This is a genomic window from Pseudomonas sp. TE3895 (genome assembly GCF_056278855.1).
The window spans coordinates 5748383-5772792 of sequence record NZ_JBWBQE010000001.1 but is presented as its reverse complement, the minus strand read 5'-3'; the positions used below and the strand labels follow the sequence as shown (position 1 = coordinate 5772792).

The 24410-nt window shown below is 62.6% G+C and carries 28 protein-coding genes; 16 read left to right on the top strand and 12 right to left on the bottom strand.

Going from position 1 to position 24410, the window contains the following annotated elements:
- Positions 1-177: 177 nt before the first annotated feature.
- From ACZ889_RS26125 to recX, 4 genes are all read left to right on the top strand, one after another.
- On the top strand, positions 178-1245 hold the full coding sequence (locus ACZ889_RS26125) for a hypothetical protein (protein ID WP_180689373.1): 1068 nt from the start codon (positions 178-180) through the stop codon (positions 1243-1245).
- Between the two features lie 56 nt (positions 1246-1301).
- Positions 1302-1784, top strand: a complete 483-nt coding sequence (locus ACZ889_RS26120; RefSeq protein WP_180689374.1) for a CinA family protein — start codon at positions 1302-1304, stop codon at positions 1782-1784.
- A 103-nt stretch (positions 1785-1887) separates the two neighbouring features.
- Entirely contained in the window at positions 1888-2955 is a 1068-nt protein-coding gene (recA, locus tag ACZ889_RS26115) for a recombinase RecA (protein ID WP_003252365.1), read from the top strand.
- A 21-nt stretch (positions 2956-2976) separates the two neighbouring features.
- Positions 2977-3447, top strand: a complete 471-nt coding sequence (gene recX, locus ACZ889_RS26110; protein ID WP_003252366.1) for a recombination regulator RecX — start codon at positions 2977-2979, stop codon at positions 3445-3447.
- A gap of 266 nt (positions 3448-3713) precedes the next feature.
- On the opposite strand, the gene ACZ889_RS26105 is transcribed toward recX, so the two are convergent.
- Positions 3714-4832 carry an LOG family protein gene (locus ACZ889_RS26105; protein WP_003252368.1) on the bottom strand — a complete coding sequence of 373 codons (1119 nt, stop codon included), beginning with the start codon at positions 4830-4832 and terminating at the stop codon, positions 3714-3716.
- A 160-nt stretch (positions 4833-4992) separates the two neighbouring features.
- Between ACZ889_RS26105 and ACZ889_RS26100 the strand changes: the two genes are divergently transcribed.
- Complete coding sequence (locus ACZ889_RS26100; protein WP_003252370.1) at positions 4993-5202, top strand: hypothetical protein; 210 nt, start codon at positions 4993-4995, stop codon at positions 5200-5202.
- 14 nt (positions 5203-5216) lie between these two features.
- Here ACZ889_RS26100 and ACZ889_RS26095 read toward each other — a convergent pair whose 3' ends face one another.
- Positions 5217-5636 carry a quorum-sensing-regulated virulence factor family protein gene (locus tag ACZ889_RS26095; RefSeq protein WP_003252372.1) on the bottom strand — a complete coding sequence of 140 codons (420 nt, stop codon included), beginning with the start codon at positions 5634-5636 and terminating at the stop codon, positions 5217-5219.
- A 216-nt stretch (positions 5637-5852) separates the two neighbouring features.
- Here ACZ889_RS26095 and ACZ889_RS26090 point away from each other — a divergent pair, with 216 nt between their 5' ends.
- The 3 genes from ACZ889_RS26090 (at position 5853) to ACZ889_RS26080 (ending at position 7832) form a co-directional block, all read left to right on the top strand.
- Complete coding sequence (locus ACZ889_RS26090; RefSeq protein WP_004574842.1) at positions 5853-6563, top strand: tRNA-uridine aminocarboxypropyltransferase; 711 nt, start codon at positions 5853-5855, stop codon at positions 6561-6563.
- Positions 6564-6742: 179 nt separating this feature from the next.
- On the top strand, positions 6743-7393 hold the full coding sequence (erdR, locus tag ACZ889_RS26085; protein WP_003252375.1) for a response regulator transcription factor ErdR: 651 nt from the start codon (positions 6743-6745) through the stop codon (positions 7391-7393).
- Positions 7394-7466: 73 nt separating this feature from the next.
- The gene (locus ACZ889_RS26080; protein WP_003252377.1) at positions 7467-7832 is read left to right on the top strand and encodes a diacylglycerol kinase; all 366 of its coding nucleotides are present in this window, start codon (positions 7467-7469) and stop codon (positions 7830-7832) included.
- Here ACZ889_RS26080 and finR read toward each other — a convergent pair.
- On the bottom strand, positions 7829-8755 hold the full coding sequence (gene finR / locus ACZ889_RS26075; RefSeq protein ID WP_004574844.1) for a LysR family transcriptional regulator FinR: 927 nt from the start codon (positions 8753-8755) through the stop codon (positions 7829-7831). The genes ACZ889_RS26080 and finR overlap by 4 nt on opposite strands.
- 117 nt (positions 8756-8872) lie before the next feature.
- Between finR and fpr the strand changes: the two genes are divergently transcribed.
- Positions 8873-9652: a ferredoxin-NADP reductase gene (gene fpr / locus ACZ889_RS26070; protein WP_003252381.1), complete on the top strand. Its 780-nt coding sequence runs from the start codon at positions 8873-8875 to the stop codon at positions 9650-9652.
- Positions 9653-9819: 167 nt separating this feature from the next.
- Here the strand turns inward: fpr and ACZ889_RS26065 are convergent, their stop codons facing one another.
- Positions 9820-10314 carry a SprT family zinc-dependent metalloprotease gene (locus ACZ889_RS26065; RefSeq protein ID WP_010952701.1) on the bottom strand — a complete coding sequence of 165 codons (495 nt, stop codon included), beginning with the start codon at positions 10312-10314 and terminating at the stop codon, positions 9820-9822.
- A gap of 131 nt (positions 10315-10445) precedes the next feature.
- The gene (locus ACZ889_RS26060; protein ID WP_003252385.1) at positions 10446-11045 is read right to left on the bottom strand and encodes a Yip1 family protein; all 600 of its coding nucleotides are present in this window, start codon (positions 11043-11045) and stop codon (positions 10446-10448) included.
- Between the two features lie 263 nt (positions 11046-11308).
- Between ACZ889_RS26060 and ttcA the strand changes: the two genes are divergently transcribed.
- Both ttcA and ACZ889_RS26050 read left to right on the top strand, forming a co-directional pair.
- Positions 11309-12133: a tRNA 2-thiocytidine(32) synthetase TtcA gene (gene ttcA / locus ACZ889_RS26055; RefSeq protein WP_012053468.1), complete on the top strand. Its 825-nt coding sequence runs from the start codon at positions 11309-11311 to the stop codon at positions 12131-12133.
- A gap of 4 nt (positions 12134-12137) precedes the next feature.
- Positions 12138-12809, top strand: coding sequence for a DNA-3-methyladenine glycosylase I (locus ACZ889_RS26050; RefSeq protein WP_476257960.1), 672 nt, complete (start codon positions 12138-12140; stop codon positions 12807-12809).
- A 97-nt stretch (positions 12810-12906) separates the two neighbouring features.
- On the opposite strand, the gene ACZ889_RS26045 is transcribed toward ACZ889_RS26050, so the two are convergent.
- The 3 genes from ACZ889_RS26045 to arsC are packed head-to-tail and all read right to left on the bottom strand — an operon-like array spanning position 12907 to position 14268.
- Positions 12907-13320: a DUF2069 domain-containing protein gene (locus ACZ889_RS26045; protein WP_010952704.1), complete on the bottom strand. Its 414-nt coding sequence runs from the start codon at positions 13318-13320 to the stop codon at positions 12907-12909.
- A complete protein-coding gene (gene wrbA / locus ACZ889_RS26040) occupies positions 13313-13918 on the bottom strand; it encodes an NAD(P)H:quinone oxidoreductase (RefSeq protein WP_108078893.1) in 606 nt (201 codons plus the stop codon). Before wrbA ends, ACZ889_RS26045 begins: the two co-directional genes overlap by 8 nt.
- Entirely contained in the window at positions 13915-14268 is a 354-nt protein-coding gene (gene arsC / locus ACZ889_RS26035; RefSeq protein ID WP_121783951.1) for an arsenate reductase (glutaredoxin), read from the bottom strand. The genes wrbA and arsC overlap by 4 nt, the downstream gene beginning before the upstream one ends.
- An 85-nt stretch (positions 14269-14353) precedes the next feature.
- Between arsC and ACZ889_RS26030 the strand changes: the two genes are divergently transcribed.
- Entirely contained in the window at positions 14354-14818 is a 465-nt protein-coding gene (locus ACZ889_RS26030; protein ID WP_010952706.1) for a peroxiredoxin family protein, read from the top strand.
- Between the two features lie 117 nt (positions 14819-14935).
- On the opposite strand, the gene ACZ889_RS26025 is transcribed toward ACZ889_RS26030, so the two are convergent.
- The 4 genes from ACZ889_RS26025 to ACZ889_RS26010 all read right to left on the bottom strand — a co-directional run bounded on the left by ACZ889_RS26025 (position 14936) and on the right by ACZ889_RS26010 (position 19625).
- On the bottom strand, positions 14936-15340 hold the full coding sequence (locus ACZ889_RS26025) for an META domain-containing protein (RefSeq protein WP_003252405.1): 405 nt from the start codon (positions 15338-15340) through the stop codon (positions 14936-14938).
- Entirely contained in the window at positions 15337-15774 is a 438-nt protein-coding gene (locus ACZ889_RS26020) for a hypothetical protein (protein ID WP_180689376.1), read from the bottom strand. The genes ACZ889_RS26025 and ACZ889_RS26020 overlap by 4 nt, the downstream gene beginning before the upstream one ends.
- A 31-nt stretch (positions 15775-15805) precedes the next feature.
- On the bottom strand, positions 15806-16795 hold the full coding sequence (locus ACZ889_RS26015; protein ID WP_476257959.1) for a 2-hydroxyacid dehydrogenase: 990 nt from the start codon (positions 16793-16795) through the stop codon (positions 15806-15808).
- A gap of 76 nt (positions 16796-16871) precedes the next feature.
- On the bottom strand, positions 16872-19625 hold the full coding sequence (locus ACZ889_RS26010) for a response regulator (protein ID WP_476257958.1): 2754 nt from the start codon (positions 19623-19625) through the stop codon (positions 16872-16874).
- Positions 19626-19818: 193 nt separating this feature from the next.
- On the opposite strand from ACZ889_RS26010, the gene ACZ889_RS26005 reads away from it, so the two are divergent.
- From ACZ889_RS26005 to rlmD, 4 genes are all read left to right on the top strand, one after another.
- The gene (locus tag ACZ889_RS26005) at positions 19819-20538 is read left to right on the top strand and encodes a response regulator transcription factor (protein ID WP_004575336.1); all 720 of its coding nucleotides are present in this window, start codon (positions 19819-19821) and stop codon (positions 20536-20538) included.
- A gap of 3 nt (positions 20539-20541) precedes the next feature.
- A complete protein-coding gene (locus ACZ889_RS26000) occupies positions 20542-21933 on the top strand; it encodes a sensor histidine kinase (protein ID WP_476257957.1) in 1392 nt (463 codons plus the stop codon).
- Between the two features lie 141 nt (positions 21934-22074).
- Positions 22075-22974, top strand: coding sequence for a cysteine synthase CysM (gene cysM, locus ACZ889_RS25995; RefSeq protein ID WP_010952713.1), 900 nt, complete (start codon positions 22075-22077; stop codon positions 22972-22974).
- Entirely contained in the window at positions 22975-24333 is a 1359-nt protein-coding gene (rlmD, locus tag ACZ889_RS25990) for a 23S rRNA (uracil(1939)-C(5))-methyltransferase RlmD (RefSeq protein ID WP_003252418.1), read from the top strand. It abuts the gene before it with no gap.
- Positions 24334-24410: the final 77 nt, after the last annotated feature.

The following is a 24410-nucleotide window of genomic DNA, read 5'->3' as shown; positions in this document are numbered from 1 at the left end:
CTTACAGGGGGGATCTGGTTGGCGATGGTAAACCCGTAATGGTACAGGCTTTTTCGTTGCGATGCAGGCGCGTGCTTTGGGGCATGCGCGCAGTCTGGCGGGCAATGGTGGAGCTGCACCGCGTAACCCTCTAGAATGCGCGCCCCTCGACGAATGCCCCTAGCCCTGATCTGCAAGATGAATGTGTCCAGCCCTGTCCCTTATGTAACGCAACAGCTGATCTACCTCCTTTATGGCAAGTGCCGGATCTATCAGCTGGAGGCAAAACTTAGCATCCTTACCGCCCTGGCTCGTTGCAAGCCGGCTGAGTTGCCGGTGATCCGCGTGCTTACCGACCAGCCACAGGCCTTTGCCGGCTGGCCGGTGGAAGTGATCACACTGGACGAGCAGACCTTGCAGGCCTGGGCCGGCGACGGCGGCTACACCCATCGGCGCAAGGCCTGCGCCATTGCCCAGGCCGGGCAGTGGGCGGACAAGACCGTGTTCATCGATACCGATACGGTATTTCTGCAGTCGCCGCAAAAGCTGTTCAGCCAGGTCGATACCGGGCAATTCTTGGTCGACGAGGTGGAAATGAGCTGGGCCGAGGCCTCGCGCAGCAGCTATTACCGCAGCTTCGTCGAGGGGCTTGCGGAGTCGGGCGAAGCACCGGCCGATGACTTGCGGCTGTGTAACAGCGGTGTCATGGGCTTTACCCGCGACAACGTTGGCATCGCCGAGCGCGCCATCGTCCGGATTGACGACTGGACGCCGTATGCCCGTGACTTGCATACGATCGAGCAGATCGCCTTTTCCTTCGAATTGCATAGCGCGCCGATCAACGAGGCGCGCGGCGTGATCAGCCATTACTTTGCGATGAAGCAGTACGTGCATGCCATTCTAGAAATCTTCTTTGCCCGGCATGGCGAGCATTTTCATTCGAAGATGCCAGGTCTGGCCCTGAAGGTGCCGGCACATCGCCCGGTGCCCTCGTGGTTGGCTCGGCTCTCGGTGAAATGGAGCCTCAGGCATGTACCCCGGGAACTGCGTGGCATCGGCCGCAAGTTGCTCTACGGCAGTGTGATGAGTGGTGATGACTACCAGCGCGCGTGCAAGGTGGTCTGGTGGCGTTCGGCAATCGAGGACATGCGCACGCTGGGCGGCTTTGACTGGAGCCGGGAGTGGCCTGACGGGCTGCCGCGGCTGGGGCAGCGTGACGAACTGGCGTTCAGCGAAATCGCCCGGGCCAGCCTGAAAGTTTCCTAAGCCAGAGCCCGAAGCAGGGTGGTAGGGTAGAGAGCCGCCCTCAAGGAGCACCCTGCATGGACCCGATCACCACGCTCGCCACCCGCCTGGGTGAGCACCTGCGCCGATTCAATGCGCAGGTAACTACCGCCGAATCATGCACCGGTGGTGGCATTGCCGAAGCCATCACCCGCATACCTGGCAGCTCGGCCTGGTTCGAAGCCGGTTACGTCACCTATTCCAATGCCCAGAAAACCCGCCAGTTGGGGGTGCCTGAAGCGTTGTTCGGTCAGGTGGGGGCAGTCAGCCAGGAAGTGGTTGAAGCCATGGCCCGTGGGGCTCAGGCTGCCAGTGGCGCACGGTTTGCCGTGGCGGTGAGTGGTGTGGCCGGGCCGGACGGCGGCTCGCCAGCCAAACCAGTGGGCACTGTGTGGCTGGCCTGGGGTGACGGTAGCCGGGTGTTCAGCGAGCGTCGGCAGTTCGACGGTGACCGCGAGGCGGTGCGCCGACAGACGGTGATCGCCGCGTTAGACGGCTTGTTACAGCTTGGTGCCGAGTAAATCGACGACAGGGGTTTGCGCGGGCGTCTGCCTGTGGAATAATACTGGCTACTTATACAGGTATTCCGGCCGTCAGGGCCAAGTCGAACACGTGAGGATTTCAATGGACGACAACAAGAAGCGCGCCTTGGCTGCGGCCCTGGGTCAGATCGAACGCCAATTCGGTAAAGGCGCGGTCATGCGCATGGGTGACCATGAGCGTCAAGGCATTCCGGCCATCTCCACCGGCTCGCTGGGCCTGGATATCGCCCTGGGCATCGGCGGTCTGCCAAAAGGCCGTATCGTCGAGATCTACGGCCCGGAATCGTCGGGTAAGACCACGCTGACCCTGTCTGTCATCGCTGAAGCGCAGAAGAACGGTGCTACCTGCGCCTTCGTCGACGCCGAACATGCCCTTGACCCTGAGTACGCCGGCAAGCTGGGCGTCAACGTCGATGACCTGCTGGTTTCGCAGCCGGACACCGGTGAGCAGGCCCTTGAAATCACCGACATGCTGGTGCGTTCCAACGCGGTCGACGTGATCATTGTCGACTCCGTTGCCGCGCTGGTACCGAAGGCCGAGATCGAAGGCGAGATGGGTGACATGCATGTGGGCCTGCAGGCCCGGCTGATGTCCCAGGCGCTGCGCAAGATCACCGGTAACATCAAGAACGCGAACTGCCTGGTCATCTTCATCAACCAGATCCGTATGAAGATCGGTGTGATGTTCGGCAGCCCGGAAACCACTACCGGTGGTAACGCCCTGAAGTTCTATGCTTCGGTCCGTCTGGACATCCGCCGTACCGGCGCGGTCAAGGAAGGCGACGAAGTGGTCGGCAGCGAAACCCGCGTCAAGATCGTCAAGAACAAGGTCTCGCCTCCGTTCCGTCAGGCTGAGTTCCAGATTCTTTACGGGAAAGGTATCTACCGTAACGGCGAGATCATTGATCTGGGGGTATCTCAGGGCTTGGTCGAGAAGTCCGGTGCCTGGTACGCCTACCAAGGCAACAAGATCGGTCAAGGCAAAGCCAACGCTGCCAAGTACCTGGCTGAGAACCCGGCTATTGGTGCCGAGATCGAGAAGCAGATTCGTGAGAAGTTGCTGAAAGCGGGTGCTGCTGCTGAAGCCGGCAAAGCTGCGGCTGCCGAAGCTGATGCCGATGACATGGCCGACGCTGACGCCGGTTATTGATTGCGCAGTAGATAGCCAAATATGTCTGCCGTACTCGACACCCCCGTCGCCATCCGGCGGACAGCCATGGACCTGCTTGCACGACGTGAGCACGGTCGAGTCGAGCTGACGCGCAAGTTGCGTCAGCGCGGCGCTTCGGACGAGTTGATCGAGCCTGAACTCGATCGGCTCGCCGAAGAAGGGCTGCTTAGTGAAGCCCGCTACCTCGAGAGTTTCATTCGTTATCGTTCCGGCTCTGGCTATGGCCCTGCGCGTATTCGCGAAGAGCTGTGTCAGCGTGGTTTGGCGCGTGCAGATATCGACCAGGCCCTGCGTGAAAGCGAGGTGAATTGGGGCGAGCGTATGCGAGATGTGTGGCAGCGCAAGTTTGCCGGGCAGCGCCCGCAAGATCCGCGTAGCCGCGCCCAGCAGACCCGGTTCCTGGCTTACCGTGGGTTCCCCATGGACATGATCGGTCGTCTGCTCAGCGGGCGTGATCTCGACGATTATTGACGCTCGAAACCACAGTGGCACGTGCACGTCGCGGATAATCTGTTTTGCCAAATGCCCCAGGCTGTCTCCATTCCATTGTAGGCGCGGGTTCACCCGCGAATACGGTGGCGGCTGCGGCGGCGAATGGCCGGGGAGATTGGGCAGCAGGTCCGGCCCTTTCGCGGGTAAACCCGCTCCTACGACGGTCTGCGTCCAACAACCAATCCGGTGCAGGAGCAGCCTGAGGTTGCTCCTGCAGGTATCACGCGAGCTGTTACAGCGAAGCCTCAACTCACTTTCAGCGCCTGCCTGGCCCTCTGCGTGGTATGCATGGGTTGCGGCTTGGCCCAGTTCTCCGGCAGGTTGATGAAATCCACCAGCTCACGCAAGCGGCCCTGATCTCGGCCGTTGAAGGCGAATGAAAGGCGGGTCAGATGGCTGTAATTGCCAACTTCGTGCTCGGCACTGCTATCCGCTTGCTGGTGATATTTGCCACTCAGGCGCAAATCGGCAAACCCTTCCTGAATGTCATACAACGCCGCTTCGCTGAGCGCATGGTGCATGCGGATCACGAACTGGCTCTTCAGCCAGCGGCTGGAGTGGTAGTTGCTGTAGAACTGGTTGATTTCCTCAACCGCTTCGTCAGCGCTGTGTACCAGGCGCACCAGCTTCAGGTCGCTGGGCAGGATGTAGCGGTTTTCTTCCAACTGGCGGCTGATGAAGTCCAGGCAGTCACGCCAGAAGCTGCCGCCCGGTGAGTCCAGCAGCACCACCGGCACCAGTGGGCTTTTGCCGGTCTGGATCAGGGTCAGCACTTCCAGCGCTTCATCCAGGGTGCCGAAGCCGCCAGGGCACAGCACCAGGCCATCGGCCTCCTTGACGAAGAACAGCTTGCGGATGAAGAAAAAGTGGAACGGCAGTAGTTTGTCGGTACCGTTCACCGTCGGGTTGGCATGTTGTTCGAAGGGTAAGGTGATGTTGAAACCCAGGCTGTGCTCGCTGCCGGCGCCTTCGTGGGCGGCCGCCATGATGCCGCCGCCGGCGCCGGTGATAACCATCAGGTCGGAGCGCGCCAGAGTGGCACCTAGCTCGCGGGCCAGCGCGTACATCGGATGCTCGAGCGGGGTGCGTGCCGAGCCGAACACGGTCACTTTGCGTCGGCCCTTGTAGCGCTGCAGGGTGCGGAACGACTGGTCCAGTTCGCGCAGGGCCTGCAGGGTGATCTTGGCGCTCCAGCGGTCGCTGTCGTCATGGGCCATGCGCAGGATGGTCAGCATCATGTCGCGGTAGAGCGGCAGGTTAGGGCTGTTGGGGGCAACCAGTTGCAGTTGTGCTTCGATATTGCTCAGGTCGATATTGTTGTCGCGGAAATGGCTGAACAGCAGTTCATTCGAATGGTAAGGCATGCGACGTCTCCTTCTGCACCAATACCTCTGACCTCAATCTAGACCCTTGCGCCCGATCGTGCCGAGGTGTTCGGCGCAGCCGCCTGTCGGCCTGCGGCCATCGGCAGCACGGGTTTGGTTAACTGGTAGAGTGAAACGTGTCGATGCAGGAGGTGGCGGTATGCATCGCTTGGTCATCGAAGTGGACTGGCAGCTCTACCAGCAGCTGGAGAACGCGGCCCAGGTGCATCACCTGAGCCTTGAAGCCGAGTGCCGCCGCAGGCTGTCGGGGCTGGAGTGTCGGTCGCGATACTTGCAGGCGCTGTTGGCGGAGATGCGCGCCGATGCCGTTGAAGGGCGCTGGCGCGCTCATGAGGACGAGAAGGTGTAGCGTTAACGCTGTGCTTACTTCTTCTTGTTGCCGGCCACGCAGCTGGCGTTGTCGAAGGCCTGGTCCATGACTGGCTGGTTGGTCTTGTAGACCGTGAAGCGGTAGACCATGACGGCGCCCTTGGACATCAGGTTGCGGAAGCCGTTGTTGCGGCACACGCTGTCGCCTAGCTGGCTGCGCACCTGCTCAGGGTTGGCCTGCATGCGTGCTGCGTGGCTCTGGCGTACGCTCAGGTGGTTGACCAGCGCCTTGCCTTCAACGGTGTAACCCTGATCGAGGATGTCCTCGTTGATTGCGCGTGGGGTGCCGACGCTGCTCTCTTTGGCGACCTTCTGCAGCAGGGTGTTCAGGTCGTAATCCTGCTTGGATGCCGCCTGGGCTGCCAGAGGCAGGGCCAGCAGCAGGCTCAGGGCGGGGGCGATAAGGCGCAGCATGAATCTCTCCTGGTTCGATGACTGGCGCTTTGACATGCGCGGGTCAACGGCGTTCCGTAAAATTACGCGTGGCGAGGACCGGCACGGTAGAAACCCGATTATAAGGAGCGCATTGCCGGCTGCACAGCAATTGCCACCTGTTCTGGTAGACTGGCCGCCTTGTTTTCTCCGAGTCATCCTTGTGCCCATTTTCAATCTGTCCAGAGGCCTGCCGGCATGAGCCATGCGGTAGCGCGTCTGCGCGCCGAACGCCTGGCCCGCAGCAACAAGCCTTTCATCGCCCGTGGCTCGCGTGCCGAGCGTTGCCCGGATTGCCGGGTCATCGCCACCCATTGCCTGTGTGCCTGGAAGCCTAGGGTGCAGGCTGACGCAGGTGTGTGCCTGCTGATGCACGACACCGAGCCGCTGAAGCCCACCAACACCGGCTGGTTGATTGCCGACCTGATTGAAGACACCTGGGCCTTCGGCTGGTTGCGCACCGCGGTTGACGAGCGCCTGCTGGCCTTGCTCGATGACCCGCGCTGGCAGCCCTATATCGTTTTTCCGGGCGAGTTCGTTGCCCAGGAGCGGGTGGTCAGCGAGGTGGTGCGCGAGCCGGGCAAGCGTCCACTGTTCATCCTGCTGGATGCCACCTGGACCGAAGCGCGCAAGATGTTCCGCAAAAGCCCGTACCTGGACCGCTTCCCGGTGTTGAGCCTGCAAGCCGAGCAGATGTCGCGCTACCGCCTGCGGCGCTCCAAGCGCGATGATCATTTCTGTACGGCAGAAGTTGCGGCCATGTGCCTGGACCTTGCTGGCGATAGCCAGGCTTCGCAGGCGCTGGATGCTTACCTTGATGTGTTCAGCCTGCATTACCTGAGCGGCAAACGGCGGCTACCGCTTGACGAGCAGGACGACACCCACCAGCGTTTGCATACCTTCCTATAGTCCAAGGGGCACAACCCCTGCTTTGGTTCATAATGACGGAGCTGGCAGCCAGGGTGGGCGAGACGGCAGGGCGATTGGCTTGATCTCCCTTGACCGTGCTCGGCATCCTTGGCGCCGATTCCCCGCCGGGCGCTTCCCTTCCACTCGAGTGCCTGGCACAGAACAGGATCCTTAGATCGATGGCCACATACGAAATCCTGATTGCCGATGACCACCCACTGTTCCGTGGCGCCCTGCGCCAGGCCGTTACCCTCGGGCTTGGCCCCGATGTGCGTCTGGTCGAAGTCGCGAGCATTGCCGAACTGGAAACCCGCCTGAGCGAAAAAGCCGACTGGGACCTGGTGCTGCTGGACTTGAACATGCCGGGTGCCTACGGTTTTTCCGGTCTGGTGCTGCTCCGCGGGCAGTACCCGCAGATCCCCGTGGTGATGGTTTCGGCACAGGAAGAGGCCGCCGTGGTGGTCAAGTCCCGCGAGTTTGGCGCCAGTGGTTTCATTCCCAAGTCCAGCACCCTGGAAGTGATCCAGGATGCGGTACGCAAGGTGCTTGATGGCGAGGTCTGGTGGCCGCCGCAGGCGTTCGAAAAGGTCGATGTTTCGGCCGAGGCCAAGGCCGCCAGCGAAGGCTTGGCCAGCCTCACGCCGCAGCAGTTCCGCGTACTGACCATGGTCTGCGAAGGCTTGCTGAACAAGCAGATCGCCTATGAGCTGAGCGTGTCGGAAGCGACCATCAAGGCCCACGTGACCGCGATCTTCCGCAAGCTGGGCGTGCGTACCCGGACCCAGGCTGCATTGCTGCTGCAACAACTTGAATCGGTTGCCAGCAACTGACTGCGCATGGCTTCACGCTTTTTTGACCCGAGCCGGTCTAGTCTGCTGGCCTTTCTGCTGTGAAGTGACTCACATGACATCGCCATTCAAGGGCCAGACCGGCCTCAAACGCATCTTCAACGCCGCTGGTTACTCGCTGGACGGTCTGCGTGCCGCCTTCAAGGGCGAAGCCGCATTCCGCCAGCTGGTGCTGCTCAACGTGGTGCTGATCCCGATCGCCTTCTGGCTGCCGGTCAGCCGCGCCGAGCGGGCAATCATGATCGCCGTTTGCCTGTTGGGGCTGATCGTCGAGCTGTTCAACTCGGCGGTGGAGGCGGCCATCGATCGCATTTCGCTGGAGCGCCACCCGCTGTCGAAAAATGCCAAGGACATGGGCAGCGCCGCACAGTTGGTGGCACTGACCATGGTGGCGCTGGTGTGGGGAGTGATCCTGCTTTAAGCGATCGGCGGCAGCACGATCTCGTCACTGCGGGTAAAGCCCGCAGTGAAGCTGCGGCATAGCTCCAGAAACTCACGCATGGCCGAGGTCTGGTACTTCTGTTTGTGCCAGATGAAGTAGAACTGGCGCAGCAGGTCCAGCTCCGGTGTTTCCACAGGTACCAGGCTGCCACGGCGGAAGGCGTCGCGCAGGGCCAGACGTGAAATGCAACCGATGCCCAGGCCCGACTCCACCGCGCGCTTGATCGCTTCGGTGTGCTCCAGCTCCAGGCGAATATTAAGGTTGGCGCGGTGATGGCGCATGGCCTGGTCGAAGGTCAGGCGCGTGCCTGAGCCTTGTTCGCGCAGGATCCACGCCTCCTGCGAAAGGCTTTCGATATCGGCGCGGCCCAGTTTCGCCAGTGGGTGCTGTGGCGCACAGAACACCACCAGTTCGTCCTCGACCCACGGCTGAACTTCCAGGTCGGGGTGATTGCAGTCACCTTCGATTAGACCCAGATCAATTTCGTAGTGCGCGACCTGTTGCACGATATGCGCAGTATTTTGAACATGCAGTTTTACCTGGCTTTCCGGGTGTGTCTGCATGTAGTTGCCGATCAGCAGGGTGGCCAGGTAGTTGCCGATGGTGAGGGTGGCGCCGACCGCCAGTGAGCCGAAACCGGATTTGCCGTTGAGCAGGTCTTCGATTTCCTTGGCCTGGTCAAGCAGGGCTACTGCTTGTGGCAGCAATTGATGGCCCAGGGCATTGAGGGCCAGGCGTTTGCCGGCACGGTCGAACAGCTGGCAGCTCGATTGCCGCTCCAGTTCCGTGATAGAGGTACTGGCGGCCGACTGCGACAGCGCCAACAGGCTGGCGGCCCGAGAGACGCTTTGGTGCTGGGCGACGGCGACGAAGACTTGCATTTGACGGAGTGTGAATCGCATATCGATATAACCGATAACACATATCTTGATAATCCAGTTAACAGATATTGTCGCTGCCCCTAAACTATTGCGCAACTGTGCGCTTTGCGCGCGCGTTTTTCTTCAGGAGCCCCATCGATGAGCAACATGAACCACGAACGTGTCCTCAGTGTGCACCACTGGAACGACACCCTGTTCAGCTTCAAGTGCACCCGCGACCCGGGCCTGCGCTTCGAGAACGGTCAGTTCGTGATGATCGGCCTGCAGCAGGACAACGGCCGTCCGCTCATGCGTGCCTACTCCATCGCTTCGCCAAACTGGGAAGAGCACCTTGAATTCTTCAGCATCAAGGTGCCGGACGGCCCGCTGACCTCGCAGCTGCAGCACCTGAAGGAAGGCGATGAGATCATCATCAGCAAGAAGCCTACCGGCACCCTGGTGCTCGACGACCTGAATCCTGGCAAGCACCTGTACCTGCTGAGCACCGGCACTGGCCTGGCGCCGTTCATGAGCGTCATCCAGGACCCGGAAACCTACGAGCGCTTTGAAAAAGTGATCCTGGTGCACGGCGTGCGCTACGTGAACGAAGTGGCCTACCGCGAGTTCATCACCGAGCACCTGCCGCAGAACGAGTTCTTCGGTGAGTCGGTTCGCGACAAGCTGATCTACTACCCAACCGTGACCCGCGAGCCGTTCGAAAACCAGGGCCGTCTGACCGACCTGATGCGCAGCGGCAAGCTGTTCAGCGACATCGGCCTGCCGCCGATCAACCCGCAAGACGACCGCGCGATGATCTGTGGCAGCCCGAGCATGCTCGACGAGACCAGCGAAGTGCTGGACAGCTTCGGCCTGAAGATCTCCCCGCGCATGCGCGAGCCGGGTGACTACCTGATCGAGCGTGCCTTCGTCGAGAAGTAAGGCGCAGGCGGGTACAGGAAGGCGACTCTCGGGTCGCCTTTCTTATGCCTGGGATTTGTGTATTGCCTGTTCCAGCCCTTTACGGGTGCAGCGCACGTCCCGGGAATTGCGCAAACCCCGTAGGAGCGGGCTTGCCCGCGAAAGGGCCGGTGCAGGCGACCCCCGATCTATTCGACCCGCGTCTCGCCGCTGTACACCAGGACTTCCCGGCACCGCTTGCACAGGTATCGCCGCCCTTGGTGCACCAGCTTGTGCCGCTGCGCGGTAAACGGGAAGTCGCTTTGCGGGCACGGGCAGCGGTAGATGTAGCGGGTCACTGCGCGCCGTTGCACGTCATAGTTGTGGCAACGATTGGGCGGCAGTTCATACACCCCGCGCATGATCAACTGCCACTCTTCACCATGCGCCTGGATGCGGTCGCCAAACAGCTGGTGAGCAACCAGGTGTGCCACTTCATGGGCAACGGTCTGGCGCAGGAAGTCTTCCTGGTTTTCGCGATAGAGCTGCAGGTTGAAGCGCAGCAGATTCTCGTGCAGGTGGGCGACGCCGGCTTTTTGCCCGCGCAGTTTGAAGCTGACTTCGGGGCGCGGGAAGCGGCGTTTGAAAAAGGCTTCGGCTTGCTGGTAACAGGTTTCGACGCGTTGTTTGAGCTGCTCGGGCATGGCGGGGCGGTTCTCCTGACCAGGCATTATGCCGCAAGCGCAGGTGGCTTGCCGAGTCACCGGTCAGCGCACAGCCAGAGGCCGCCTTGCGGCGGCCCCTGGTTGATGCCCCAGTGTTGGTTCGGTCTGTTCTAGTTGGTGTAGACGGGCCCCACGCCCAGTCCCCAGATAATCACGGTAGCGGCCATGATAGCCACCAGTACCACCAAGCCCACTGCCAGCACCGAGCTGGAGAACAGGAAGCCTTCATCCGACGGTATGTTCATGAACGTCGGCAAGCCGACATACAGCAGGTACACCGTGTAGCAGATGGCGGCAGTGCCGATCAGCATGCCCAGCCACAGGTGCGGGTAAAGCGCCGCCAGGCCGCCGATGAACAAGGGGGTGGCGGTGTAGGTGGCAAAAGCGATGCATTGCGCCATGGACGGGTTGGCATCGTAGGTGCGGGCCATCCAGTGGATGAACGCGCCCATTACCGCCACCCCGGCGAGCATGGCCAGGTAGGACATGATGCTCATCCAGATTGCGCTTTCCATGGTCAGCATCACTGCTGGCCGGTCACCGATCACCCAGCCCACCTGGGTAGTGCCAATAAACGCCGAAACGGCAGGAATCGCCGCGAGGATCAGGGTGTGTGTCAGGTACATGTGGCTGATGGTTTCTTCTTCGCCACGAATCTCCCGCCATTCCTGATCGGGATGGGTAAACAGCCCCACAACGTGATGAATCATGCCGATCACTCCTCTCAATGTTGCCAAACGCCCCCCAATATGGAGCGCAAGCGGCCCGAGGCCCTAACACCGATGCAAGCGGTAATGTGGCCTTATGTCGCAGTATAGGAAGCCGTTACCCACATAAACCGCGCTTTTTAGAGCAAATTGCGCTGTAAGCCGTGCTGTTGATTACATTGAAGTCTTTATCGGAATGCCTACAGCGGCGTCGCGTTTGTGCGTAAAATAGCCGGCTTTTGTCACACCTCGCGGATCCAAGCGCTATGGGCACCCTCTCGGTCAACCAGAACAAACTGCAAAAACGCCTGCGTCGTCTCGCTGGCGAAGCCATCACCGACTACAACATGATCGAGGATGGCGACAAGGTCATGGTCTGCCTGTCCGGCGGCAAGGACAGCTACACCATGCTCGACGTTCTGTTGCACCTGCAGAAGGTGGCACCGATCACGTTCGAGATCGTTGCGGTGAACATGGACCAGAAACAGCCGGGCTTCCCTGAGCACGTATTGCCGGCTTACCTCAAGGAACTGGGGGTCGAGTACCACATCGTCGAGAAGGATACCTACTCGGTGGTAAAGGAGCTGGTACCCGAAGGCAAGACCACTTGCTCGCTGTGTTCGCGCCTGCGCCGCGGTACCCTGTACACCTTCGCCGACGAAATCGGCGCTACCAAGATGGCGCTGGGGCACCACCGCGACGACATCGTCGAAACCTTCTTCCTCAACATGTTCTTCAACGGCGCGCTCAAGGGCATGCCGCCGAAGCTGCGCGCCGACGATGGCCGCAACGTGGTGATCCGCCCGCTGGCGTACTGCAGCGAGAAGGACATCCAGGCCTACTCGGACATGAAGGCATTCCCGATCATCCCGTGCAACCTGTGCGGCTCGCAGGAAAACCTGCAGCGCCAGGTGGTCAAGGACATGCTGGTGGAGTGGGAACGCAAGCACCCGGGCCGTACCGAGAGCATCTTCCGTGCCCTGCAGAACGTGGCACCGTCGCAGCTGGCCGACCGGAACCTGTTTGACTTCACCAGCCTGAAGATCGACGAAAACGCTACCCCGCGCTTCCTCGACGTGCTGAACATCTGAGCCCATGCGTGATTACCCGTGGTTGCATGAGTATTGCCTGAACCGCTTTGGTTCGGCCCAGGCGCTGGAGGCTTTCCTGCCGCAGCCGCGCACGCCGGCGCAACTACGCAACATCAGTGACGACCGCTACCTGTCGACACTGGCCCTGCGCGTGTTCCGCGCGGGGCTCAAGCACAGCCTGGTGGATGCCAAGTGGCCGGCGTTCGAGCAGGTGTTCTTCGGCTTCGACCCGGAGAAAGTGGTGCTGATGGGCGCCGAGCACCTGGAGCGGTTGATGCAGGATGAGCGCATTATCCGCCACCTGGGCAAGCTCAAGAGCGTGCCGCGCAATGCGCAAATGGTGCTGGACATCGCCAAGGCGCATGGCAGTTTTGGTGCGTTCATCGCCGACTGGCCAATGACCGACATTGTCGGCTTGTGGAAGTACCTGGCCAAGCACGGCAACCAGTTGGGCGGGTTGTCGGCACCACGGTTCTTGCGCATGGTCGGCAAGGACACGTTCATCCCGACCGATGACATGGCAGCGGCGTTGATTGCGCAGAAGGTGATCGACAAGCAGCCGACCAGCCAGCGCGACCTGGCTCTGGTGCAGCAGGCGTTCAACCAGTGGCATGCAGAGAGCGGGCGGCCGCTGTGCCAGTTGTCGGTGATGCTGGCGCATACCGTCAACCATTGAGCCTTGTGTTGCTCCTGTTCGCGGGCACGCTCGCTCCCACCGGTACTGCACAGGCCTTAGGCGCGGTGCGATTCCTGTGGGAGCGCCCGCGAAAAATCTAACTGCCTTCGCCCGCCATGCGCCGCTCATGCTGGAACTTCCAGCGCACGTACAGTAGCCCGGCAATGAACAGCCCCAGGCTCACCAGTACTTCAAGCCAGCCGAATACCGCCCGCGCCGGGTCGAACGCTGCCAGCACGCCCTTGATGAAATAGATATTCACCACGAAGCAGGTCCAGGCATGCGCCCGGGCGCTGCCTTTCAGCATGCCTGGCAGCAGCAACAGCAACGGCACCAGTTCGATCGCCAGGATCACCTCGACCCGGGCCCCATGCAGGTTGGCGAACCACAGGTTGTTCACCACCAGCAGGGCGATCAGGCCGAAGAAGCATGCCAGGCTCAATGCCCGCGTCAGGCGCAGGCGTGGTACCAGCCATTGGACCGGCGGCAATGCCTTGGGCTTTCTAGCCACGCGCCGCCTCCAGGGCCTTGGCCGTGGTCGCCAGGCGTTGGCCCAGGGCGCGGCACAGGGCGATTTCGTGTGGGTCGAGTTCGCGCTTGCCATCGGCGCCTGCGTGGTGGCTGGCGCCATAAGGCGTGCCACCACCACGGGTTTCGAGCAATGCCGACTCGCTGTAGGGCAGGCCCATCACCAGCATGCCGTGGTGCATCAGCGGCAGCATCATCGACAGCAGGGTGGTTTCCTGGCCGCCGTGCAGGCTGGCGGTGGAGGTGAACACGCCAGCCGGTTTGCCGACCAGCTCACCGCCTAGCCAAAGGCTGCTGGTGCCATCGAGGAAGTACTTGAGTGGTGCTGCCATGTTGCCGAACCGGGTCGGGCTGCCCAGTACCAGGCCAGCGCAGTGGCGCAGGTCATCAAGTGTGGCGTACAGCGCGCCACTGGCCGGAATATCCGGGGCCACCGCTTCGCATTCGGTGGAAATCGCTGGCACCGTACGCAGGCGTGCCTCCATGCCAGTCAGCTCGATACCGCGGGCGATGTGCCGGGCCATTTCGCTGGTCGCGCCATGGCGGCTGTAATACAGCACCAGGATATAGGGCGCGCTCACGGCAGGATCTCCAGCACCTTTTCCGGCGGGCGACCGACCACGGCCTTGTCACCGGCTACCAGGATCGGCCGCTCGATCAGTTTGGGGTGCTGGGCCATGGCCTCGATCAGTTGCGCGTCGGTCAGTGCCGGGTCGGCCAGGTTCAGCGTTTTGTATTCGTCCTCGCCGCTGCGCAGCAATTGACGCGGGGCGATGCCCAGCTTGCCGAGCAGGGCCTTGAGGGTGTCCGCGTCGGGCGGGGTTTCCAGGTAGCGCACGATGGTCGGGGCCAGGCCGCGGGCTTCGAGCAGTTCCAGGGCGCCGCGGGATTTCGAGCAGCGCGGGTTATGATAGAGCGTGAGATCAGTCATGTCGGGTCGCATCCAGCTGGGTGTGGCGGCTATTCTAACCGCAGCGACTGACCAATTTGCTTTAAAACTCGAGAAGGATTGACCCATGGCAAGGCGTCTGGCAGCAGTACTGGCCATCACCGCGAGCCTGTTGCTCGGTGGTTGCGGTGCCGATTACGGCGTGGACCAACACGGTAATACGGTTAAGGCCGAACAGATCGAAGGGCACTGGCTAGTGCTCAACTATTGGGCTGAATGGTGCGGACCGTGCCGTACCGAAATCCCGGAACTGAACGCGGCGGCCAAGCAATGGGCGGCTGATGGCGTCAAGGTGGTGGGGGTGAACTTCGATGGCCTGCAGGGGCAGGACCTCAAGCAGGCTGCCGAAACCCTGGGTATCGGTTTCACCGTGCTTGCCCAGGACCCGGCCGAGCGCTATGACCTGCCGCGTAGCGAGGCCTTGCCGGTGACCTACATCATCGACGACAAGGGCAAGGTGCGTGAGCAGTTGATGGGCGAGCAGACCCTGGAAGGGTTGCAGGCCAAGATCAAGGCCCTGAAAGGCGCCTGATGCATTCGGGGCCGCTTTCGCGGCCCTTCGCGGGCAGGCCCGCTCCCACAGGGGGGACGCGACAAACTGTGGGAGCGGGCGCGCCCGCGAAGGGCCGCAAAGCGGCCCAGGCAATCCTCAGCCTTCTTCAGGCCAGAAGCGCAGCGGCTTGCCTTCGGCCGGCCAGAAGCGCATCTGCTCCACCGGTGACACATCCCAACGCTCTACCGTTTCCAGCGCCTGCAGGAAGCGTTTTTCCTGTTCCATCAGCGCGGGTGCGCACAGCTTGCGGGTCTTGCCGACCTTGCCGAAGCTCAGGTGCTCGCCATCGAGCGTGTAAGGCGCAAACCAGTGGTTGCAGCCGCCGTTGCCATAGGCACGGCCGTCGCTGGCCAGGGTCAAGGTCAGGTGGCTGTAGTCGATCAGTGGTCGTTCGCCAATCCACTCCAGCACGTAGCTGCGTTCCTGCTGCAGCCGGGAAGGTTCCGTGGCGCAGCCGAGCAGGCCGGTTGCAATCAGCACGCCGGTCAGCAGATTCTTCACTCGGCGCTCTCCTGGCAACGCGGGCACAGGTGTTTTTCGCCACGGCTGGCCCAGCCCAGCTCTGCGATGCGGGCGCTGGCAGCCGGCTGACGAGCTGCCTTGCCGAGCTTGGCGTCTACTGCGAACTCGAAGCTCAGTACCGCATCGCAGCTATCGCACTCGACCTGCCAGGTGAGGATTTCCAGCTCGTTGAATACCGGGCCGCTCGCCACGGCAACCCACTGGCCGCGTGGGTTGATCAGGTGGCGCACGCTTTCCACGGTCAGGCGCATGGACAAATCCTTGCTGCCCTTGAGCGTGACCAGCAGGCTGTCGCCTTTTTGCATCGAACCGCCGTTGCCCGTGACCTGATAGCGGCCCGGCACCAAAGCGCGGCACTCGATCAGGGTGTGTTGCGGGTTGAAAAGGGTGTAGCGAAAATCGTGTTCGACCATGGGTCCTCCAGAAATGCCGCGTATCCTAGCATTAACCCATCACCAGGTTCTGTGGATTGCCTGCCGCCCAGCGGTTGATGTTGTCCAGTGTGGTCGCGGCAATGGCATCCAGCGCCTCGCGGGTGAGGAAAGCCTGGTGAGCGGTGATGATCACGTTGGGGAAGGTCAGCAGCCGAGCCAACACATCGTCTTGCAAGGGCAGGTCGGAGCGGTCCTCGAAGAACAGTTGGGCTTCTTCCTCGTAGACGTCCAGGCCCAGGTAGCCAAGCTGGCCGCTTTTCAGTGCGTCAATCAGCGCCGGGGTGTCGACCAGCGCACCGCGACCGGTGTTGATCAGCATGGCGCCGGGCTGCAACTGGGCCAGGCTTTGCGCGTTGATCAGGTGGCGAGTGTGTTCTGTCAGCGGGCAGTGCAGGCTGATGATGCGGGCTTCGCGCAACAGCTCGGGCAGGGGCATGTAGCGGGCGCCAAGGGCCAGCAGCTCTGGGTTGGGGTAGGGGTCGTACGCCAGCAGCTGGCAGCCGAAACCGGCCATGATGCGAGCAAAGGCGGCCCCGATCTGGCCGGTACCGACCACCCCGACGGTTTTGCCGTGCAGGTCGAAGCCGGTCAGCCCGTGCAGGGTGAAGTCACCTTCGCGGGTGCGGTTGTAGGCCCGATGCAGGCGCCGGTTGAGTGCCAGGATGAGCGCCACGGCGTGCTCGGCAACGGCGTGTGGCGAGTAGGCCGGCACGCGCACCACGGCCAGGCCCAAGCGCTGGGCGGCGGCCAGGTCGACGTGGTTGTAGCCGGCCGAGCGCAAGGCGATCAACCGCGTGCCCGCAGCGGCCAGGCGCTGCAGCACCGGCGCGTCGAGTTCGTCATTGATGAAGGCGCAGACCACCTCAAAGCCCTCTGCCAGGGCGGCGGTGTCGAGGGTCAGGCGGGCGGGCTGGAAATGCAGCTCCAAGGTGGTGCCGCTGGCAGCCTTGGTGAAGCTTTCCTGATCGTAGTGCTGGCTGCTGAACAATAGGGCGCGCATGGTGGAACTCCTTTGCAATGCATGTCTTGGGTGGGGCGCTGCCTGTCAAGGCATACCCAGCGTGGCCCAGATCCCCTCAAGCGCTCAATCTGGCCTGTGCCGCCAGCCGGCTGATCGCGCTGTCCAGTTCATCCAGGGCTTGCTGCGCCTGCGGATTGTCCTGCTTCAGCAAGGTCTCGCTGCGTTGGCACGCTGCCCTTAACTGCGGCACGCCGCAATAGCGTGAGGCACCGTTCAGACGGTGTACCTGCTCGATCAGGCCATTGCGGTCATCGGCTGCGCGGGCGGCGCGTATGGCTTCGCGGTCCGTATCCAGCGAGGCCAGCAGCATGCTCAGCATGTCAGCCGCCAGATCTGCCTTGCCAGCGGCCAGGCGCAGGCCCTCTTCGGGGTCGAGTACCTTCAGTTCGTCGCCATTGGTCAGTAGCTCGGCCTGCGCCTGCTGCGGTGTGCCCAGGCTCAAGCCGGTCCACTTCATCACCACCTGGGCCAGTTGCCGTTCGCTGATCGGTTTGGTCAGGTAGTCGTCCATGCCGCTGTGCAACAACGCGCGTTTTTCGTTGGCCATGGCATGGGCAGTGAGGGCGACGATCGGCAGAGGGTTGCCACTCTGGGTGTTTTCCCACAGGCGGATCTGTTCAGTACAGGCGCGGCCGTCCATGCCGGGCATCTGCACATCCATCAGCACTAGGTCGAACAACTCTTCCTGCACGGCCTGTACCGCCGCATAACCATTGTTGACGGCCAGTACCTCGGCACCCAAGTCTTCGAGCAGGGTTTTTACCAGCAGCAGGTTGGCGGCATTGTCGTCGACGCAGAGTATTTTCGGTCGTCGCTGACCGTTGGCGTTGCTCCCCTCGGCCAGTGGACGGCGAGGTTGTACCAGCTCCAGCAAGAGGCGCCGCAGCTTGCGGGTGCAGGTCGGCTTGGACAGCAACTGGCCATGGCCGTTGGGCAGGTACGGGTGGTACAGCGCCTGCTCGGTGGTCGGGCACAGCACCACGCATTGGCAGTGGTAACGCTCGAGCTGCTGATGATAACGGCCCAGTTGCTCGGGCGACAGGTTACCCAGGTTGGCCCCGAGCACCGCGAACTCGAAGGGCAGGCCGGCCTGGCTGGCGGCCTGCACCCCCTGCAGCAACTGGTCGTAGGTAGCGAACAGGCTCACGCTGAGGCCGCAGTCTTCCAGCTGGTGCTCCAGTGCCTGGCGCGCCAGTTCGTGGCCATCGACAATGGCGGCACGGCGGCCCAGCAATGGCTGCGGTGGCAGCGCTTCGGCATCGTCATGAGCCTTGGGCAGGTTGAGGCTGATCCAGAACTGCGAACCTTCGCCCGGGGTGCTGTCGACGCCGATCTCGCCGCCCATCTGTTCGATCAGGCGCTTGGAAATCACCAGCCCCAGACCGGTGCCGCCGGGCTGGCGGGCCAGTGAGTTGTCAGCCTGGCTGAAGGCCTGGAACAGTGTGCGCACATCCTGAGGTGACAGGCCGATGCCGGTGTCCTGCACGCTGATGCGCAACTGCGCGCAGTCTTCGTGCTCGTCTTCCAGCATGGCACGCACGACGATGGTGCCTTCGCGGGTGAACTTGATGGCGTTGCTGACCAGGTTGGTGAGGATCTGCTTGAGCCGCAACGGGTCGCCCACCAGCGAAGCAGGCGTGTCGCGGTAGATCAGGCTCAGCAATTCCAGCTGCTTGGCGTGGGCGGCCGGAGCGAGGATGGTCAGGGTGTCCTGGACCAGGTCCCGCAGGTTGAACGGTATGCTGTCGAGCACCAGCTTGCCGGCCTCGATCTTGGAGAAATCGAGGATCTCGTTGATGATTCCCAGCAAGTTGTCAGCAGACTTCTCGATGGTGTTCAGGTAGTCGAGCTGGCGCGGTGTCATCTCGCTTTTTTGCAGCAGGTGGGTAAAGCCGAGGATGCCGTTGAGCGGGGTGCGGATTTCGTGGCTCATGTTGGCCAGGAACTCCGACTTGATGCGGCTGGCCTCAAGGGCCTCTTTGCGCGCCATGTCCAGCTCGATGTTCTGGATTTCGATGGTTTCCAGGTTCTGGCGCACGTCTTCGGTGGCCTGGTCGATGCTGTGTTGCAGTTCTTCGTGGGCGTTCTGCAGGGTTTCGGCCATGCGGTTGATGCCGTGGGCCAGTTCGTCCAGCTCATGGCTGCCCATGGTCGGCAGGCGTTCTTCGAGGTGGCCGTCCTTGAGCTGATTGACCGCGTGCTTGATGCGTTCGATGGGGTCGTTGATGGTGCGGCTCATGCGCAGCGCCAGCAGGCCGCTGAGTGCCAGGCAGGCGAGGATCAGCAACAGGCTGGTGAACAGGTTGCGGTAGCCGCGCAGCAGCGTGCCGTCGTGCGACAGCTCGATCTCTACCCAGCCCAGCAGGCGCTCGGCTTCGGCCGGCACGGCGTCGGTGGCCAGGTCGCGGTGGTGGCCGAACACGGGCATCAGGTAGCGGGTGGCGTCGTTGCCACTGCGCTGCAGGAGTTGGGTGCCGGTACCGCCGCTGGGCGGCAGGTTGAGCATGCTTGGGCCAGCGTGGGCCAGGCGCGTGCGGTCCGGGGCCAGAAACGCCACTGCGCGCACATCGGCCTGCTCCAGGGTTTGTGCGGCAATTCGCTCCAGTTGCGCAGGCGCGAGCCGGGCCATGGCCGGTGCGGCCAGGGGCGCCAGTTGTTCGGCGATCATCTTGCCGCGCTGCAGCAGCTGGGTGCGCAGGTCGTTCTGTTGCAGCCAGGTGAAATAGCTACCCAGCACCAGGGCCATCAAGCCGGCCGGTAGCAGTGCCAGCAGCAGTACCCGGCTGCGGATTCCCAAGCGATCGAGCACACTCGCCTCCTCTGATGTGCCTGGATGCCGTCAAGTGGTAACGGCCAAGCCGCGAAGTTACTCCGCCTGCCGCACCATTGCATCTCTTTAGTACGTGTTATGCGCCGTTGCCGGGGCATTGGTCGCAGTGCGGTTGCCTGGCAGGTGGCGAATGCTCAATAATCGCGTAATTGAGAATGCATGGCAGTTGCCAATGAATCCTGTATCTATTTACAACACCCACATCCTTGCCATCGAGGACGACCCGGTGCTTGGCGCCTATCTGCAGGAAGAGCTGCAGCGTGGCGGCTGCCAGGTCACCTGGTGCCGCAATGGCCTGGAGGGCCTGGAAACGGCTGGCCGCCAGGCTTTCGATGTTGTGCTCATGGACATCCTGCTGCCCGGGCTTGATGGGCTGGACGCCTTGGCGCAGTTGCGCAGGCACAGCGCTACACCGGTAATCATGATGTCGGCGCTGGGGGCCGAGGCGGATCGTATCAGCGGCTTTCAGCGCGGCGCCGACGATTACCTGCCCAAGCCATTCAGCATGGCCGAGTTGCAGGTGCGCATCGAGGCGATTCTGCGCCGCGTGGCCCTGGAGCGGCGGCATCAGGGCCCGCTGGAGCAAGCCGGCTGCGGCGAGCTGCAGTTCGATGAGGGGCTGTGTGACGTGCGCCTGAATAGCCGCCTGGCAGGCCTGACCCCCAGCGAATACCGCCTGCTGGACATCCTCAACCGCAACCTCGACGAAGTCCTCAGCAAGCCGTTCCTGTACCAGCACGTGTTGCAGCGCGGCTATTCACGGCATGACCGCAGCCTGGACATGCACGTCAGCCAGATCCGTCGCAAGCTCAAGGGCATCGGTTATCACGAACGGCAGATCCGCACCGTGTGGGGCAAGGGTTACGTGCTCAGTGCCAGCGAGGCGGAGTGAACCATGCTCGACCGCCATTCGCTGTTCTGGAAGCTGACCATCTTGCTGGTGGGCTTTTGCCTGCTGATGATCGGCCTCAGTTATACCTGGGGCCGACACATGGAAACCCAGAATGCCTTCCTCTCGGAGCCGGCACGGCAGACCCTGCGGGGTTATGCCGCCGAAGCTGAGCAGGCCTGGCGCAGCGGCGGGCGGGAAGGGCTGGACCAGTGGGTGGCGGTCATGCATCAGCGCGAACGGGGCTGGGTCGGCGTGCTCGACATCAACCTGCGCCCGCTCGACAGCGCCTCCCTCAACCCACAGATCATGCAGCGTCTGACACGCCTGCGCGGTGTCGATTGGCCGATGAGTCGGCGCAGTGTCGACCAGCCGTGGGTGCGCATGCCGTTCCCGGGGGCGCCGGAGCAGGGCATGCTGGTGATCGAACTGCCGCAGCGCTTCAATCCGGGCCAGCACCGCTTGCTGTGGCGCATTGTCACCAACGGCATCATTCCGGGGCTGTTCACCTTGCTGTTGTGTGTGGGCCTGTACCGCATGTTGATCGTGCCGCTGAATCAACTTCGCGAGCAGGCCAATGCCTGGCGGGCCGATCAGCTGTCGGCCCGGCTGGACTCGAGCACCATCGCCCGGCATGACGAGCTGGGCGAACTGGCGCGTGCCTTTGACCAGATGGCCGAGCGGCTGCAAGGCACGGTGGCTATGCAGCAGCAGTTGCTGCGCGACCTGTCCCACGAAATGCGCACGCCGCTGAGCCGGTTGCGGGTGGCCTGCGATGGTGAAACCGACCTGCAGCGTCTGCGTGATCGCCTGATCCGTGAAGTGGACTGCATGCAGCAACTGGTCGAAGACACCCTGCAACTGGCCTGGCAGGACGCCGAGCGTGCGCCGATGAACCTTGAGCCGATCGAGGTCCACGCCTTGTGGGAGTTGCTGGCCGAAAATGCCAGCTACGAGAGCGGCTGGTCGCCTGCGCAACTGCGCTGCGAAGTACCGGCCGACTGCTGGGTGCAGGGCAACCTCAACCACCTGGCTCAGGCGCTGGAGAACATCTTGCGCAATGCCATTCGCCACTCGCCGGCCGAGGGTGTGGTGCGGTTGGGTGGGCAGCGTGAGGGCAGCTATTGGTGGTTGTGGCTTGAGGATGAGGGTGGCGGGGTCGCTGAAGAGGACCTAGAGCGGATCTTCGCGCCGTTCTCGCGGTTGGACGGTTCGCGGCCCGGGGATGGTGGCTTCGGCCTGGGGCTGAGCATCGCCCGCAGTGCCATCCAGCGCCAGGGCGGCACCTTGTGGGCGCAGAATGGCAAACGCGGGTTGCGCTTGTGGATGAGGTTGCCGTTGCATGTGCCGGCCGCTTCGCGGGTAAACCCGCTCCTGCAGGCTAGCGAATCCCCGTAGGAACGGGTTTACCCGCGAAGAGGCCAGCACATGTCACACCGTTATAGCTTGTAGCTATATGCACTACAGATTGCGTGATATGGCCGCGAAGGGTTTGCCGGTATGATAGGCACCCCCGCCGTCCGGATTGCGAAATACGCCATGACCTTGCAGTACCCAACCATCGCCGATTGCGTCGGCAATACGCCACTGGTTCGCCTGCAGCGCATCGCTGGCGAAACCAGCAATACCCTCCTGCTCAAGCTCGAAGGTAACAATCCTGCCGGCTCGGTGAAAGACCGCCCGGCACTGTCGATGATCGCTCGCGCCGAACTGCGGGGCCAGATCAAGCCAGGCGATACCCTGATCGAAGCCACCTCCGGCAACACCGGCATCGCCCTGGCGATGGCGGCGGCGATCAAGGGCTACAAGATGATCCTGATCATGCCCGACAACTCCACCGCCGAGCGCAAGGCCGCCATGACGGCCTATGGCGCCGAGCTGATCCTGGTGACCAAGGAGGAGGGGATGGAAGGCGCCCGTGACCTGGCCGAGAAGCTGCAGGCCGAAGGCCGTGGCCTGGTGCTCGACCAGTTCGCCAACGGCGACAACCCGATCGCCCACTACAACAGCACCGGCCCGGAGATCTGGCAGCAGACCCAGGGCACCATTACCCATTTCGTCAGCTCCATGGGTACCACCGGTACCATCATGGGCTGCTCGCAGTACCTCAAGGAACAGAACCCCGCGGTGCAGATCATCGGCCTGCAACCGATGGAAGGCTCGGCTATTCCGGGGATTCGCCGTTGGCCCGAGGAATACCTGCCGAAAATCTTCGACGCCACCCGCGTCGACCGCGTGGTCGACATGTCGCAGCAGGAAGCCGAAGACACCACCCGTCGCCTTGCGCGTGAAGAGGGCATTTTCTGCGGCGTGTCTTCTGGTGGTGCGGTCGCGGCCATGTTGCGTCTGTCCCGCGAAGTGGAAAATGCGGTCATGGTTGCGATCATTTGCGACCGCGGCGACCGTTATCTGTCCACCGGCCTGTTTGATCCACGCTAAATGTCCAAGAAAAAAAGCAACAGCGGCCTGCGCTTCCAGCCGGCCGGCGGCAATCGCACCCCCCAGGTCCCAGTGGGCAAGAAGCAGCGCCTGGACATCGAGCGCCTGGCCGGTGACGGCCGTGGCATTGCCTTCCTCGACGGGCGTACCTGGTTCGTCAGCGGCGCCTTGGCCGGTGAGGCCGTGGAGGCGCGGGTGCTCAACGCCCGTGGCAAAGTGGTCGAGGCACGCCTGGAGCGGTTGCTGCAGGCCGCGCCCGAGCGCCGTGAGGCGCCATGTCGCTACTACGACCGCTGCGGTGGCTGCAACCTGCAGCACCTGCCGCACGACGCGCAACTGGCGCTAAAGCAGCGCACCCTCGCCGAGCAGTTGCAGCGGGTGGCCGGCGTGCAACCCGAGGCGTGGGCTGCCCCCCTGAGCGGGCCGGAATTCGGCTACCGGCGCCGGGCCCGTGTGGCTGTGCGCTGGGACGTCAAGGCGCGTCAGCTGGAAGTGGGTTTCCGCGCCGAAGCCAGCCAGGACATCATTGCCATCGACGATTGTGCAGTGCTGGTACAACCCTTGCAGTCCATTTTGCGCCACTTGCCGACTGTGCTGCGTTCGTTGAGCAAGCCGCAGGCGCTGGGCCATGTAGAGCTGTTCAGTGGCACCGCCGAGGCGGTTCTGGTGCGCCACGTCGCGCCGTTGCCGGCTGAGGACCAGGCCAGGTTGCAAGCGTTCTGCGAGCAGGCCAACGCCCAGCTGTGGCTGCAAGGCGAAGGTGAGCCGGCGCCAGTGGACCCAGCGGCGCAGTTGGGCTTTGCCCTGGCACCTTGGCAGCTGGAGCTGGCCTGGCGCCCGGGCGATTTCGTGCAGGTGAATGCCCAGGTCAATACGGCGATGATCGAGCAGGCTTTGGCCTGGCTCGCTCCACAAGCCGACGAGCGTGTGCTGGACTTGTTCTGCGGTCTGGGCAACTTTGCCCTGCCGCTGGCCCGCCAGGCGCGTGAGGTGGTGGCAGTGGAAGGTGTACAGGCCATGGTCGATCGGGCCGCGGCCAATGCCCGGAACAACAATGTGCATAACGCACGGTTTTTTCAGGCCGATTTATCGCAGCCTTTGGCAGGCACCGGATGGGCCGCCGAGGGCTTTTCTGCGGTACTCTTGGATCCACCGCGCGACGGTGCTTTCGAGGTGGTGCAAGGCATCGCCCGCCTCAAGGCCAGAAGGCTGGTCTACGTATCGTGCAACCCGGCCACGCTGGCGAGAGACGCCCAAGTGCTGGTCGGCCAGGGGTACCGGTTAAAAAGGGCCGGGATTCTCGACATGTTTCCTCAGACGGCGCATGTCGAGGCCATGGCGTTATTCGAAGCGGGCTAGCTGACTGGCCCCTTGGTGCGGTTGCCACGGAATGGCGGCCGCACGGTGATCGCCAGCACACCCGTATGGTGTGCTGC